Raw genomic sequence first — 14,563 nt, forward strand, 5'->3', positions numbered from 1 at the left:
TCAATCCACGTATTTGTCGAAGAAGCCCTTCCATCTCGGCCCCTCGATACCTTCCGGCGATCCCACCAGCATTGCCCGGTCGAGTTCCCTGTTGAACTTCTCGCAGGCGGTTTCCGGCACGAGAAGACAGCAGTGACATGCGGCGCCGCTGATTCTTTCGCCCGACTGGACTGGATCAGTTTCGAGGCAGACTGGGTCGCTGCCGCACCATCTCATCGAACTCAGCGTGCGCCCGATGATACGTTCGAGTTTTTCCGGATCTGCCAGTTGCACGAGTCCGCCCAGACTTCCTTCTGAATCCGGGGAGCCGGTATAGATGAGAACACCGTTCATGGCAGAGCGTTTATCAGTGGCGTCGCTGACGTAAAGGCGTTCGCGAAGTGCCGACGATGAGTAGCCGCAGTCGATCGAAATCGCCCGAATCAGCGCGTGTGCAAAGGAATGGACGAGCAGTAGTCTTGCCGTGATCGGATATTCCTGCTTGCGCTCCCGTTCCGCCGCAATGGCGGCTGCGCGTTTGTCGAGCGCTTTAACGCGCGCATCGATCGCAGGGTTTTCCGTAAGCCAGGCGTCGATCGCCTCGGACCTGAAACGCAGAAACAGACCTTCGCCGCGAATCTCTGCGCCAGGGAGCCAGTTCTTGTTTGTCTTCGAGAGCCGCGCGATGTGGCCGTCACGAATCGCGGCGGGGATGCCCTCAACACTCACAGGGTACGGTTCGATACGTGTAAAGCCGACGAGCGCCCGCACTTCCCGAAGCCGCGAGACTGCGCCCACCTTGTCGAACCACTCGGAGAGGCTCACGGGAGGCGCCGACACGAAGTTGCGGAACTGCGGAATAATGCCACCGACGATTGGATCGTCTCGGTCTGTCGAGAGCGCGGCATATTCCTCCGCTCTCGAAAAGGCATCGGATAGGTCGGTTGTCTTCCCTTCGATCTTCAGCTTTTCCGCATAAGCCATGCGCAACGATTCCTCCGGCACACCAAATCGCGTTGCGAGTTGCCTCAGCACGTGAACTATCGCTTCGTCAGGCAGCGAGCCCAAGTTGAGCGCGGATTGCTCGATGATCTGGAATACTGCCTCAGAAACCGGCGGAATCGACAGTGCCGATGCGACCACTCCGAAATGCACGTTGGATGCACCACGCTGAAGAACTCGAGGATTTTCGGTGCACCCTTCCTGCCGGTCATGCAACCACGGACGGAAGCCTCGGCAACCGTGTCCTTTCACGCTTTCTCGCATGAATACGTCGCCCATGGACTCGGATGCGCCGCAGTTCCGACAGCGTACGTACAAATCGCCGAGTGAAGCCGATTTCCCCTGCGATTTGAGCTCAAGCACAGGCCGTTCGCAAACGCCTGTCTTCCTGCTGCGATGCGTCCACCATATCCATGGAAACTCGTCTAGGTGACCTCTTCTGCATGCCACGACGAAGCGAACAGGCGCCGTATTGACGGGGTTGCCATGCGCGAGGCACTGGAGCTGCGCGCCGTCAGTTTCGAGCACGAACGGATCATCGAGCGTACCGATTCGATTGCACTGCGGGCACTCGTGCCACGCCGGAAACCGCGTTGCGGGCACTGAGCGCAATGGGTCCACGCGTCCGCGCGTGCCCCGAATCTCTTCGCTGACTGGCGGCAGGCGAAAATGGCTCACGCCCAGTTGCGCCTGAAGGCGCGACTCACCGATGGTGAGATTTGGCAGGTTGGTCGCGGCATCCCAGTCTTCCAGCCCCATCGGCATAAAGGAGCCCTTTTCGAGATCGATGATCGCCCCGATTCCATACGTAGAAATGAGCTGGGAGCGCCGCACCTTGCCGAGCGGCTTGACGCCAGGCGATGCGTTGATCGCGGGCGCGCCGCCGTTGCGGCGAGCCGAAAATCCTCTTGAGGTGGCCACTATTTGCCCTCCTGCTTTGATCTGAATGTCCTCAGTACGAACGCCGAGGAGGGCTCGACTTCGCGCATGGTATTCGGCGTGGGCCAAGCCTGATAGCCTCCCGGAGCCGCCTCTTCGGCCGCGCACATGAGGTGGTCCGCCGTCTTGCCGAACGGAGCCTTCTTGATCCAATAGCGCATCCGCCCCGTCGTCGTCCTCGCGTCGGCGCTGCGGTGACTCCACTCGTCGATGATGGCTTGGAGATCCTCTGCCGTATCTTCGGCTTGCTGCGCGTCGGTGGCCGTTGCGGCACGCCGGACAATGTCGGTGATCAATTGCTGGACGATGGGATCAGAACCGTCGAAATTTACCGCGTCTTCGTCGCCCGACATGCCGGTGACCAAATGTCGGACAAGCGATGCCACTACCGCGTGTAGCGCCTTGTCGCGCGCGCGTGGTGACCACGGCGTCACGCTCGTCGCTTCGACGCTCTTGTAGAGCGCGCCGTGATAGGAATGGAAGTGCTCGAAGTGCGAGAGGTCACGCGGCCGCCCCGAGTTGCAAAGCGTGAACACGAGTCCGGGAATGCCGCGACCGACACGGCTGCTCGCCTGAATGTATTCAGCCGTCGATTTCGGTTGCCCATTTACAACCATGAGTCCTAGACGAGGCACGTCGACGCCGACAGAAATCATATTCGAGGCGAGGACGGTGTCTTTAGGTTCAGGCTTCTCGAGCGGGTCTGCCTCGAAGTCTTCGAGTGTTCCCGAAAGTGCTTGCAGCAATTCCGGCAATTCGCGCGACGAACGCCGGCTGCTCAGTTCGACGGGGAGGTTCTGGAGCTCACGTCGGCCCATGTCGAGCCGACTCGACAGGAACTGCATCTGTCGCGGGACGTCATCCTGCATCAACACGTAAGCGCCGCCTAGCTCGCGCAGACTATTGAAGTAGGCGACGCAGGTCCAGTAAGGATCGATGTTGCCGAGCTCGGCGTCCTTCTTTTCCTTCAGATACGAAGCGGCCTGCAATAACGAGGATACGAGTGCCTGAAGCGCAAACTTCGGGCTGCGTCCAGCGGTTGGAACGCCGACATAAATACGATCGGGGCCCGCGGTGTCCCGCACGGCATAAAAGGAGTCTGAGGAGTCGAAGCCGGGCGGCGGAAACTGCAGCACGCTTCGATCGAACAGCGCGCGCACCTGTGGTTCCGCATGTCCGATCGTCGCGGTCGATCCAATAACTTTCGGACGAACCTCGCCTCGCGTACAGAAGGTGTCGATGACGGTCTCGTAAAGACCCGCCATTGAGCCGAGCGGACCCGAAATCAGATGCAGCTCATCCTGGATGATCAGGCCGGGCGGCTCACCGCCGTCCAGCGAGAACAGTCGTCGAATGTCCGTACGTCGCGGGATCTGGGCGAACTTGTCCACCGTTCCGATCAACAGTGACGGCGGTGCGGCGTAGATCTCTTCGTCCACGGTGAGCACCGGAAGCGGATTGCCCGCAGTCTCGCAGTCCGGCTTCACGCACCGGATGTTGACCTTTGGCTGTACGGCGTCTGCGACTAAGGCGGTCGCTGGAAGATCCGAACCGCAAACTGGACACTGGAGCAGCTGCCGAGGCGTTGACGACGGCGCCTGATTCGCATGTTCTTCCGCGATTGCTTTGCGAGCCGCTTCCATGTTGTTCGGAGTCGCGTCGCCCCCGACATAAAGTCCCAGCGTGATCCGCGCATCGCCGAGACGGCTGTCGGATTGCCTTATAAAGTCGCACGCTGAGATCAGCGCAGCCGCGCGCTGGAACTGCTGGACAGTCAACAGACGCAAGGTATAGCGCATCAGTACGTCGACGCCGCCAACCGCACGGCGAGACTCGTGCGTGAGTCGGCGATAAAATATCTGGAACGCCGTCAGGGCAAGGTAGGCTTCCGTCTTGCCGCCGCCCGTCGGAAACCAGAGAAGGTCCATGCAGCCCCGATCTTCGCGACCGGGATCGACCAGTCCCGGAATCACCAGCAGCATGAAAGCGAGCTGAAACGGCCGCCAAACGAGCGGACGGCGCGAGTCGCCCTTGCCCGGAAAATTCGATTGTCGATCCATCGCCGCGTTTGCCAGCGCGAAAGCAGTCCACGCTGCGGGATTCTCGCGCAGGACCGTGACGCCATCGCGAATCCTCATATGTGCGGAAACGCATCGATCGAAATTGGCGCGTGCGGCGGAATCAAGCTCTTCGCCGAACTGTGCGATGCGAGGTTCCAGCGACGCTTTGATCCATTGCCCGTAGCACGCAGCGAAAGCGTCCAGCGCTTGGGTCACGGACTCTCGTGCCGTCTCTGCGCCGAGCCACGCGGCACGCAGCGCGTCCGGCCATGCGTTCCGAAAACTGCCGAGCAACGAATGGCCGTCCGCGCTGGTACCGGGCACGACTGTTCGGGGCATCCACGATGTCTTGACTTCATCGATGACATTGTCCTGAGCGGCGTCGTCCCACGTCACCGCGATTCCATGACCTGCTGCGAACTCGCGCACCTCCCGATAGAGCAATGCGTTCGCCAGCGCTTCCCGGTCACTCTTGTCTGGTGGCGGCAGCGGTCTGGGTTCGATTGCGGGCGCTTCACCGATATGCGCGCGCACGATGAGCTCGGCCTGGAACAAACACTTCACGTGGCGCGAGGACGCTCCAGGGGAGTCGTCTTCCTCGTTGATGAGCGTGATTGTGAAGACATACTGCTTCGGTCCGGCCCGTCGACGCACATGGACAGACAGTGCCCGATCCTCGACTTTGGTGCCATCACGCCGGTCGAAATTTTTTTCACTGTACGTCTTTGAGCCACCGTCCGCCGCAAGCGAGAGGGAATAGCCAAGTTCACGACGTGCCCACACCTTTCGTGGTTTTTGTTGCCCGTCCGGGCCGCCCGCTGCACTGCCGGCGTTGCCTTGTACAGAATCGGTCTTGAGAACCAGCGCCTTCGTTGCATCGGGCGCTTCGCGTTTGCCTTCCACGGATGTGGCGGTTTCGTCCCGCGGCTCGTATCGTGCGGTCGTGCCGAGATCGATCGTCAGACTGGCGCCGGCGCGGACAGCGAGGGTTATTCCGATGGAACACGGCCGGATCGTACGGTATCCAGGAACGGCAGAATCTGCGCTGGGATCGTCGCCTCCGGCACCGGTGCTGCCTTCGTCGTCGTCGACGGCATCGGCACTCGTCCCGCGCGGCCAGAGAATGCCGGTGAGATACGTATCGACCGGTGCGGACTCGATTACTTCATCGATGGCGAGTGGTCCGACGAGCAACGACCGGGTCGTTTCGATCAAATCGGAGCGGACGGTGCGCTTGTCCTGTGCGTTATTTACCATTTGCGCCTCCAAGTCTTGAAATCGCCGGAACCCATGAGGATGATGCCGAGCCACAGCCTGGTCGAGCGCCACGGATCAGGAATGGCTTCAGGCAGATCTCCGTGAGCACTAACTGAGATCACATCGGCGATGCGAAGGTTGAAAATTCGCTTGGGGAGCTCGTATCCGCGGCTCCAGAGCAGATCGAGCAGATCGTGAGTCAGCTGGTCCGACGTTCTCCCGATAAGCGGACCTTCTCCGTCCGCGGTCTGCAGGCAAATGTCGTACTGGACACGCCGGACGTCGCTCTTGGAGGCGTCGCTCTTGGCCGCGATTACACTGACCTTTCGAAGGATCACCTTGCGTCCGCGCCAGTCCGCCGCGTGCTTCAGCAAATCGTCTTGAAGCGCCGACGAAGCTTCGCCGCCACCGAGGATGGAAGGATCCACGAAACTCGTCGCATCGATATCGCCGGGCAATCCCATCTGTACATTCACCATTTGTTTCCAGTCAACCTGTCTCACCCGCCCTTGAGAAAAAGTTCGGTTCGAAAGCGGTGTGTAGATGCACGATGCGGGCAGCCGACCTAGGAAACGCGCCGCTCTCGTCACTGCGACAAAATCCACGTTCGCCTCTTCGAGCGAGTCGACAGGTGTCTTTTCCGTACTGCGGGGATTGGCCTCCAGCAACGCGACATTATCGAACTCCATGCCTTTGGCTTGGTGCACCGTAGTGATAAGGACCGCGGCCGGCGCACTCGCATCGCCTTCTGGAAAGGAATCGGGCCAGTCGAGCCGCGCACCCAATATCTCGAGGTCGATAACGGTCGCCATGTCCGACGCACCGGAAGCCCGGGCGAGCCGTTTCCATCCCGTCTCGATGGTTGGCAGGCGCAGTCTTTCGACAGTCTCGGCCCCGTGCAGAGAGCAAAGCCGTTGATGCGCTTTCTCGAAGACCATCCGCGTAATGGTTCGCGGCTTGTAGCGGGATAGAACGGCTGCAATCCATGCGGGCGTTGGTCGCGTGCTTCCCGCGAGGCGAAGCCGTACATCCGCCTGAGGCGTTTCGATGGATTGGCCAAGGAGCATTTGCCAAACGCGGAGTGCTTCGCCGTTCGTGCGCGTAAGGATGGCCAGCGATCCCTGAGGCAACTTGGTCAGCCACTCCGGCCCGAGCTTCAGATCGATAGCAGAAGTCGGAAGGCCGGTGAGGAACCGCTTCATGGCCGCGAGTTTCCTCTCGGGGTCTAGAGCCGGATCGCCCAGGATTTTGCGCAGCTTTGCGGCCATCGCGGCAAGCTGTTTCGTTGCACGGTGGTTCTGAATCAGCGCGATTTCGCGAAGAGTCGGTCCCAACTGGTTCTTCAAATCTGCCCATGCGTCCGACGGTGCCACCCCGCCAGTTGCCCGTGCAGCGAAGCGGTAGATCGATTGCGCGGGATCACCGAGAACGGTGAAGCCGACCCGTCTTCCAGGATTCGAATTGAGATGTCGGAGCAGCGCGATCACCATCTCCGCGCGCACCCCAGGCAGATCCTGGAACTCGTCGACAATTACGTGTCGGATTGATGCAAGCCTCTCGCCGAATGCCGTATCTGCGTGCAACTCGTCCGTCACGCTCGCAATATTTGCGTCGTGGGATCGCCGCAAAAGATCAACGACTGGCACGCCATTCTGACGCAGCATGCGAAACGCCCAAGAATCGAAAGTGCGAATGGCGAGATGACGCAAATCCTCGATGACGCCGTCGCTGTCCATACTTAGACCGGCGATTCGGCGAGTCAGCGTGGCAACGGCGCTTCGCGAGAAGCTGAGAACCAGAATTTGTGCCGGCTGAAGCCCTTGTTGCAGCAGGTATGCAAGACGCATTGCGGCTATTTGGGTTTTTCCAGTTCCCGGCCCCGCCTCGACAAGCAGCCATTCATCTGCACGGGCTTCCAGCACTGCAAGCTGTTCGGGGTTGGGAAGGAATTGTTGAGCGGCGGCGATGTCGCATCGGCTATTCATTGGAGTTTCCCGTGCGAAGCAGTCGCAGGCCAATCTGTTGAACGGCACGGCTGTTCATTTGATATCTGTCTCGGGGCAAGCCCAGAAAACGCGCTGAGCACTTCCGCCCCGTACGCTGAGCAAGTCGGGCCGCCAAAATGGATATTCACGCAGCGGTCTGCGTTCTGCGCTGAGCCACGCACAATCCAGGAATAAATCCGGTCGAGCGCATCTCCCGATAAAGGATTGCCTTTCAATTCCCCCCCCCCGGTCGGCAAGTTCCACGTTGTAGTCGCCGACGTGCTCTGGTCCTAAGTCGTTCTGATGGTAATACTTTGTTTGTTTGAGATCACAAGATACACGAATCACGTGACGCACAAGAAGCGCAAGTCCATATTGCCGCACTCGATTTTGGCGTCCTCCTTACTGCGCAGGTCATCGGTGAATAGGCTGTTCTTGGTCTCCACGACGAAATACAAGCGCTAAGTGCCCTCCTGGTCGAACAGGATAGCCCAATCCCGGTTGTATGGCCCTAGCGGGGTCGGCACCTTGAAACAACTCGGCAGCTTGGCGTAGAGCACAAGACCATCGTCCGCTTTCAGTGCTTCTGCAAATTTACGTTGGTATCCGACGTTTTCGATCTTGGCTAGTCCATTGCTCTATCGAAAGGTCCGGTTTCGTGGAAAGCGAAAAGATCGGCACTTCCATGCTAATCGCGTCGGCTTTCAGCGCAAATCCGAAGAGGTCGAACTGCGAGAAAAAGATCGCCATGGCAGCGGGGCTCGTCGGTCTGCTCGCCGCGGTCGACTTTGTCGCGAGATTGGCCCAACCTTGAGCCCTCGCTGTGGTCTGCGAATCGGTCGGCTTTATCTCGGAAAACCGCTCTCTTCTTGCGAGTTGCTCCGCCTTCGTGGGGCGGCCGCGCCGCGCTGGCTCGACTGGCGGCGGCGCCTTGTGCGGTACGCCGCCGATTAAGACGTGACTCGCCAGCCACTGCTCGACATCTTCGACTCGCCACAAGAGCCACTTCGTACCCGGAATGGCATATCGGCCGAAGCGCAGCAGGATTGCGGGTGGCGTCGCTGCGAATGCTGGTAACACCTTTTCGCAGGTATTCAGATAGTTGATCGGCGGTGAGAAGCGCTTTCATGTTGGCCAGGGTGGGCCCAGGCGAATGATGCACTTGGCCGCAGTGGGTTGCGAATGCATGCAAGGTCCGTCAGTCCAGCCGTCGCGATCACGGTATTTTTTTAACAAATTTTATCCGCCTCGTCCCTGCGTCGCGCAGAACAAAGAGGTCGCCACAATTTGCCACAACCGTTGTGCAAAAACTGCGACACAAAGCAAAACAACGCGCTACGTCATAAGACGTAGTGCGTTGTTTTTAAAGGAATTATTGGTGGAGAGGAGGAGGATCGAACTCCCGACCTTCGCATTGCGAACGCGACGCTCTCCCAGCTGAGCTACCCCCCCAATATGTAGAAACTGTATCACAGCATTTATTCCCGCGTTATTGGAGATTACCCACCTTATCAAGGAGTGTCTGGTCTGTTGGTGCGGCCGGGCATGTCATCCATTCGGATTGCATTTGTCGGCAGGGTGCGGAGCGGCCGGTTCGGACGATGCAAGCGGGTCGAGCCCGTTGGCGACTGCGCGAGCCCAATGGGCCCATGCGTCGCGCTCACCGTCAAACGCACGTCCTGGTACCGAGACCGGTGAGGTGAGGACTGCCTCAACATACGCGCGGATCTGTTGTGCCTGTTGCCATGCGCTGACCTGAGCAAGCAGCCGCGTGATACGGTCGCGCTCGGCCTGCAGGCGTGCTTCGCGCTCACGTCTCTCGGCTTCATCCCGAGCCATGCGCGCTCGTTTCACCTCTTCTTCGAAGCTCTGCCTCGCGCACTCATAGGAAAACTGTCTTGATTTCCGGTACTGGCGCTCGCCGGCCAGCACGATCGCGACGCCAATCTCTGGCAGCCGGTCCTCCAGCCGGCCGTCTTCGCCGTCGCTCCAGAACAACAGTTCTCTGAGTTCACCATGCTGCCAGCGGGCGACCTCTATCTCGATCGCCATCGGTTCGCTTTTCGCTTCTGTAGGCCGTTTACCCGGGCGCAGGGTGGCTAGCGTTTCTACTTTGAACCTGACGTACTGGTCGCCGACATGAACTCCGAGCTCGCGGCCATCGCGCCCGTATGCCGAACCCTGTGCCTCGAGTCGGCCCAGTAGCACAAACAGGTTGCTTAGGAACGCGAGCCGCCGCCGCTCGAATCGGTTCTCAAAGCGGGGTTTGTCAAACGTGTAACGGTTCTTCGTCATCGCTTCCCGGCGCTCGTCATCTTCGCGCAGCAGCCGCGCAACCTGCGGGTGCGCGCTATCGAGCGCACGCACGAAGCGGTGTTTCGCGGGCAGTCCCTGCTGAATCCGCGCCTCAACGGCATCGAGCGTCTCGTCATAGACCGGGGGCTGTGGCGGGAGATCTCTTATCGTGCTCTCATCGCCGCCATGCGGCCGGAACGCCTGAGGTCGGTTCGGTCCCACGTGAATGCGATCGGAAGCGCCTGGTGCACGAAGCGACAGTGGGGGACGAATAACGCTTTTTCCCGCGTTCAGCCTAGCCCAGTAGCCGCGCGGCGGTAACGGAATATCGCCACGCCGGCACGCCTTAGCGAGCCCCACATCAGAAATGCCCAGTGATTTCGCTAGCGCCACGATCGGTTCGGCCCAGACCAGCTCATATAGTTGCCGCCGCGTGAACAGATAACCCATGAGTAGTAACCCTGACTTGGGATGAGATTTCGGAGGTGGATCCGCTTGAGATCGTCGAGGCTGATGTTGTCACCGCCCTACGCCGTCGATTCAGTTGAAGATCGCTTGATTTCGCTGATAACCTGGCCATGAAAAGCGAACTCAACGATCGCGCCGACGCGGTGGACGCAGCTTCGCGCATCGGCCGTTCACCGGATGCCGTCGCCGAGAAGGCCGCGCAAAATTGATGTCTCGCTGGCTGCCGTCTTCGATTCAGCGCGCGTTTGCCGTGTGCCGTCCCATGATGGGATGCCATACCCGAACCTTGCACCATTGGGCAATCTAGGTCTACAGCGATTCATGGGAGAGTTGGAGCACTCATGGTCGGGCCGGACCAGAAGTGACTCGCGCCAACGAAGAAAATCTATGAATCTGAGAAAAAAAAGAGCTGTCGGTACGTTTCGGTTGAATTCGAATTGAGTCAGGACGCCCCCGAACCTAATCGACAGCCGGTACGACGTTGCAGTACGGATGACACTGGGCCCGATACCCGACTCGGGACTTGTCGCAGTCAGACTTGAAACCTCCTCGTGCTTGTTTTCCGATACACCCGCGAATTCCGAACGGCTCTGGCGGCCTAAGTCCGTTGAAGTTTTGTCGAATCATGCATGCGCTCAAGTCGCAGTGTGGTGCCGCAGACCGAGCTTGTAGAGTGACGTGTGAATCCAGCAACGAGGCCCACACTCTGTTCCTGCTCAGCCCCTGTCCAGTCGAAGCAGTGGCCGGGCCACTCTGCTACCCGCCGTTGAGCTCCTGACGGCGCGAGCGACCGCGATCGGGACGAACTTTCGAAATACACGCTGAAGACTGAATTCCTCCGCGCGCGAGAACCAGTTTGAGCTTCCCAGTAACGAGCGCCCAATAAAGGTGCCTTTGTCTTGACGCTATTCGGTGTTAGCGGGCAAAGGCGTCAAATGCGCGTTCAACTCGGTCCGCGATGACCTTGTACATGGCTGCCAACCCAGTGCTCTGTGAAAGTGCATTGCACATGTCTAAGAGTTGATGTTTCGCTTTTTGCCAGTCGAAACGCTGTATTCCTATGTACTCGTTGCGCGAATCAGGAGTGCGCCTTCGGAAATCCGAGGTGCACTTCGCTAGAAGGAGGCGGGAGGAAAAGATGGCTGCTTGAACCGTTACAGCGAACTTACATCATAGCGGGCGAGTTCCTCGAGTTCACGCTGAATGCGCGACTTCGCGACTGCTACCGCTTGGTCGGAGAGATCCGCAGAGTACGCGTAGATTAGAAGCGTGAGCGGATGCACGCCAATGTCGTCGGCAATGCTTTCCAGCTTGTCTAGCGTCGGGCTTTGCCTTCCCCTCTCGAGCGCACTCAAGTAGGTCCTACTTGTCGCGGTCATCGACTCTTGGGATACGTTCTTGAATCGCCTGGCGGCTCTTAGCGCTTGCCCGAGGCCTTTGCGAAGTGACTGATTGCTCACGGAGGTCAAATAGGAGCAATGTCACTGGATGCACTTCATTGAGCTACACTCTATAATGTGCAAAATGTAACTGACGCGTCTTTGCTTGGTGTCGATTCGTTGTTGGGCACGAAGTGTGGCACGCGAGCCAGGCCGAGTCGCCGCAGTTGCTAGTCGCTGTCGACGGCTGCTCCTCCACTTCGTAACAAATGTCGAGTGATCGTCGATTGGCTTGTCAGTAAAAGAAAAGGTTTGAGGTAGTGGCTGTATGTTTGTGACAAGTGAAAAAAACCGGCTGGCACCGTGGGAAATGCTTCTACCCAAAGACGAGGGCGCCTCGGTGTGGGCGGCAATCGAGCAGTTGAGTCCGCGCGACGTGCTAATGCTGCGGGTATCGCCGGCCCGCTCGCGGGCTGTCCCGAGCATCATCATGCTCGACCTGTTTGCCACGGCGCCGTACCTCGAGCAGTTCGTCGGCGGGGAGGTCCTGCTGCGTGGCGCCGCGGTGCTGAGCACACGGCGGGGGCGGGAGGTCGAGCAGTGGACCCTTGATCCACTGAGCGAGATCCAGATTGGGGTCACCCAGCCCGAAGAGTACAGCGGGGGCGAGCGGCTGGTGACGGTGACCCGGTACACCACGGCGGCGGGGCGCACGTTCTTCGTGCCGGTGGCGCTGGCGACGCGTCCTGCGCGCGGCCGGCGCCTGTGGCGGGCGAAGAAGCGAGCCGCACCGGCCGACTGCTGAGTCTGGCCGGCCGTGGACGCATATCCGCACAGGGTACCGGGCAGGGCCATCGAGGAGACCGACAGTCTGCCGCGCTGGCGGGGCGGCATCGTGCTATATCTCGATTTTGACGGGGTCCTGCATCCGGAGGACGTATGGCGCCGTCCGGGCATTGGGCCGTATGTCGCAAGTCCGCCAGGGCATGAGGTGTTCGAGCACGCAGCGCTGCTGGCGGACTGTCTTGAGCCGTACCCCGCGCTGCGCATCGTGCTGTCCACGAGCTGGGTGCAGGTGCTCCGCAGCGTGCGCAAGGTGACCCGTCGCTTGCCGCCTGAGCTGCACCGGCGGGTGGTCGGCGCGACCTTTCATCGCCGGATGGATCCGGTGTGGTTCCAGTCCGTGCCTCGGGGCGTGCAGGTCTGGGGCGACGTGTGCCGGCGGCGGCCCGAGGCGTGGCTCGCGCTCGACGACGATGAGGCGGGCTGGCCGGTGGTGTGCCGGCCTCACCTGCTGCACACCGATCCGGTGCTGGGCCTCAGTGCGCCTGCGGTCCTGACCGAGCTGCAGGCGCGGCTCGCGGCGATGCACCGGTCCGGCAAGGCTCGGCCGTGATAATTGTCATTCGGCAGCACTTCATGGAGGGGCCGGCATCGCCGTCGCGGTGGAATGCCGAATGCGTCTCCAGATCGCGTCCGATTTTGCATCGCGCGAAACGCCGCACCGGAGTTTTCCTCGCTAGTCCGGTCTGAATAATTCGCTTTCGGCGGCACCGCTCACGGTGTCGACGCGAAAGCGGCGCAGAGGTTTAGCCACGACACAAGCACAAGGACGCAAAAACGCCGCAGTTTTCTGAGGATCATGCGCAGGTTGTGGCCAGCGCCGCAAAGCACGGCGTTGATCGCATCGCCCAGCGCTCCCTTCAGCCAGTTCCTGTCGAGTTTGCCATCGGCCTTCATATGACCGATGGCCGGTTCGATCGCACTGCGCCGCCGGATCATCGCGCGCAACGTTCGCGTGATACCACGCCGCAGACCGGGGTGGTAGACCTTCACGCCGTCCGGCTCAGCGCCCCGGTAACCACGGTCGACGATCGCGATTTCCGGTTTGACGTCACTGAGGATCGCCGCCTGCTCCAGCGCTTCCTCCAGCGTGTGGCCGTCGTACGGATTGCCCGGCATCGAGCGGGCACCTACCACCAGTCCCTCCCGATGCGTCGTCGTGATCGACACCTTGACGCCGAATTCGTACGGCGTACGAACTTTGCCCTTCGCCAGACATTCAACTTCCGGTGCGTGCAGCGCATACAGCTTATTTTTGTCCTTCGTCTTCTGCGTCAGGATTCGCTTCGTGCGGGCAATCAGTTCCTGCAGCTCAGCTCGCCTGTTATCAACCACCGTGTCGAGTTGCCGTTCGACGTCGCGCATGACCCGACCCACCCGCGAGCGCAGGGTGCGCAGTGCCTTTCCCATCCGCCGGTACTGCTTCGCATGTGCGTAGCGGCTGATCTGGGTGGCCAGACGCGGCGCTTCGCGGTTGTAGTTCTGCCGCAGCTTCAGGCCGTGCCGCGCAGCTGCCTTCACGAGGTGTTCACGACAGCGCTCCAGCAGCCGCGAGTCAGTCGGATGTGCGATCGCCTTGGGCATCACGGTCGTATCAACGATAACCCGTTTCGCGCTCGACGCCTTGATCACTCCGGCACGCTTCGCCGCGTCGATCGTCTCGGCCAGCAACTCCTCAACGCCGGCTTCGCCCAGCCGTTTGCGCCACCGCGTAAGGCTGGACGGATCGATCGGCGGCTCGGTCTGCAGGTACGTCTCACCCGTAAAAACCTGCCAGTACGGGTTCTCTACCCATTGCCACACGACATCCTCGTCCGACAGGTCGAAGGCGTGCTGCAGATACAACAGACCGGCGATCAGTCGAGGCGAACTCGCAGGTCTGCCTTTACCCGAAACGAAGCTCGTGCTCATCGACGCGCCTAGCCGCTCCCAGTTGATCAGCTCGGCCAGCCGTACCAGTGGATGCTTGAGATTGATCTGTTCGCGCAGTGGATGCCGGAACAAATCCTTCTCCGTTACAGGTGCCTTTGGACCCATCTGAACCTCGTCAGAATTTGCAGGCTATGTGAAGCAATATGCCAGGTCTCTGCAATTCCAACAACACGATTTCTACCCGGAAGCCCAGCTACTCAAGGCTCTACGGATTGTTCAGGACGGACTCGCTATGACTGGTCGCACCGTCCCATGTGCACATGCTGGTCCTCGCGGGGGACATCGCAACCGGCGCGGCCGTGGTCGACCTGTACGACCTGTCGGGCCCGGGCGCATCGGCTGGTCTGCGCTGGGATAACCGGCGTTCGATTCCGCGCTTATGATCAAACTCTACGAGGTCATGCTGCGGCGCAGCGACAACTAC

The 14,563-nt window shown here is 60.2% G+C and carries 10 protein-coding genes, 1 tRNA gene and 1 pseudogene; 3 read left to right on the top strand and 9 right to left on the bottom strand.

Going from position 1 to position 14,563, the window contains the following annotated elements; translation table 11 throughout:
- The 8 genes and pseudogenes from drmB to AB3X95_RS22840 form a co-directional block, all read right to left on the bottom strand.
- Entirely contained in the window at positions 1 to 1,902 is a 1,902-nt protein-coding gene (gene drmB / locus AB3X95_RS22805; RefSeq protein ID WP_368622623.1) for a DrmB family protein, read from the bottom strand.
- Positions 1,902 to 5,237 carry a helicase-related protein gene (locus tag AB3X95_RS22810; protein ID WP_368622624.1) on the bottom strand — a complete coding sequence of 1,112 codons (3,336 nt, stop codon included), beginning with the start codon at positions 5,235 to 5,237 and terminating at the stop codon, positions 1,902 to 1,904. The genes drmB and AB3X95_RS22810 overlap by 1 nt, the downstream gene beginning before the upstream one ends.
- Positions 5,231 to 7,222: a UvrD-helicase domain-containing protein gene (locus tag AB3X95_RS22815; protein ID WP_368622625.1), complete on the bottom strand. Its 1,992-nt coding sequence runs from the start codon at positions 7,220 to 7,222 to the stop codon at positions 5,231 to 5,233. The genes AB3X95_RS22810 and AB3X95_RS22815 overlap by 7 nt, the downstream gene beginning before the upstream one ends.
- A gap of 344 nt (positions 7,223 to 7,566) precedes the next feature.
- Positions 7,567 to 7,782, bottom strand: a pseudogene (locus AB3X95_RS22820) (hypothetical protein).
- A 34-nt stretch (positions 7,783 to 7,816) separates the two neighbouring features.
- Positions 7,817 to 8,221: a hypothetical protein gene (locus tag AB3X95_RS22825; RefSeq protein WP_368622626.1), complete on the bottom strand. Its 405-nt coding sequence runs from the start codon at positions 8,219 to 8,221 to the stop codon at positions 7,817 to 7,819.
- A gap of 377 nt (positions 8,222 to 8,598) precedes the next feature.
- Positions 8,599 to 8,674, bottom strand: a tRNA-Ala gene (locus tag AB3X95_RS22830).
- Positions 8,675 to 8,770: 96 nt separating this feature from the next.
- Positions 8,771 to 9,967 (bottom strand): hypothetical protein, encoded by a 1,197-nt coding sequence (locus tag AB3X95_RS22835; RefSeq protein WP_368622627.1) that lies wholly within the window; start codon positions 9,965 to 9,967, stop codon positions 8,771 to 8,773.
- Between the two features lie 1,172 nt (positions 9,968 to 11,139).
- The gene (locus tag AB3X95_RS22840) at positions 11,140 to 11,364 is read right to left on the bottom strand and encodes a helix-turn-helix domain-containing protein (RefSeq protein ID WP_368622628.1); all 225 of its coding nucleotides are present in this window, start codon (positions 11,362 to 11,364) and stop codon (positions 11,140 to 11,142) included.
- A gap of 328 nt (positions 11,365 to 11,692) precedes the next feature.
- Here AB3X95_RS22840 and AB3X95_RS22845 point away from each other — a divergent pair, with 328 nt between their 5' ends.
- Both AB3X95_RS22845 and AB3X95_RS22850 read left to right on the top strand, forming a co-directional pair.
- On the top strand, positions 11,693 to 12,169 hold the full coding sequence (locus tag AB3X95_RS22845) for a hypothetical protein (protein ID WP_368622629.1): 477 nt from the start codon (positions 11,693 to 11,695) through the stop codon (positions 12,167 to 12,169).
- A gap of 12 nt (positions 12,170 to 12,181) precedes the next feature.
- Positions 12,182 to 12,760, top strand: coding sequence for an HAD domain-containing protein (locus tag AB3X95_RS22850; RefSeq protein WP_368622630.1), 579 nt, complete (start codon positions 12,182 to 12,184; stop codon positions 12,758 to 12,760).
- Between the two features lie 161 nt (positions 12,761 to 12,921).
- Here the strand turns inward: AB3X95_RS22850 and AB3X95_RS22855 are convergent, their stop codons facing one another.
- Positions 12,922 to 14,244 (bottom strand): IS5 family transposase, encoded by a 1,323-nt coding sequence (locus AB3X95_RS22855; RefSeq protein WP_368622631.1) that lies wholly within the window; start codon positions 14,242 to 14,244, stop codon positions 12,922 to 12,924.
- A gap of 149 nt (positions 14,245 to 14,393) precedes the next feature.
- On the opposite strand from AB3X95_RS22855, the gene AB3X95_RS22860 reads away from it, so the two are divergent.
- Positions 14,394 to 14,522 carry a hypothetical protein gene (locus AB3X95_RS22860; RefSeq protein WP_368622632.1) on the top strand — a complete coding sequence of 43 codons (129 nt, stop codon included), beginning with the start codon at positions 14,394 to 14,396 and terminating at the stop codon, positions 14,520 to 14,522.
- Positions 14,523 to 14,563 lie beyond the last annotated feature (41 nt).

Source organism: Paraburkholderia sp. BR13444 (assembly GCF_040948755.1).
Lineage (GTDB): Bacteria > Pseudomonadota > Gammaproteobacteria > Burkholderiales > Burkholderiaceae > Paraburkholderia > Paraburkholderia youngii.

Coding starts and splice junctions, on each gene's coding strand:
- AB3X95_RS22835 (WP_368622627.1), bottom strand. CDS start 9,967: ATGGGTTATCTGTTCACGCGGCGGCAACTATATGAGCTGGTCTGGGCC.
- AB3X95_RS22840 (WP_368622628.1), bottom strand. CDS start 11,364: ATGACCGCGACAAGTAGGACCTACTTGAGTGCGCTCGAGAGGGGAAGG.
- AB3X95_RS22855 (WP_368622631.1), bottom strand. CDS start 14,244: ATGGGTCCAAAGGCACCTGTAACGGAGAAGGATTTGTTCCGGCATCCA.
- AB3X95_RS22810 (WP_368622624.1), bottom strand. CDS start 5,237: ATGGTAAATAACGCACAGGACAAGCGCACCGTCCGCTCCGATTTGATC.
- AB3X95_RS22845 (WP_368622629.1), top strand. CDS start 11,693: ATGTTTGTGACAAGTGAAAAAAACCGGCTGGCACCGTGGGAAATGCTT.
- AB3X95_RS22815 (WP_368622625.1), bottom strand. CDS start 7,222: ATGAATAGCCGATGCGACATCGCCGCCGCTCAACAATTCCTTCCCAAC.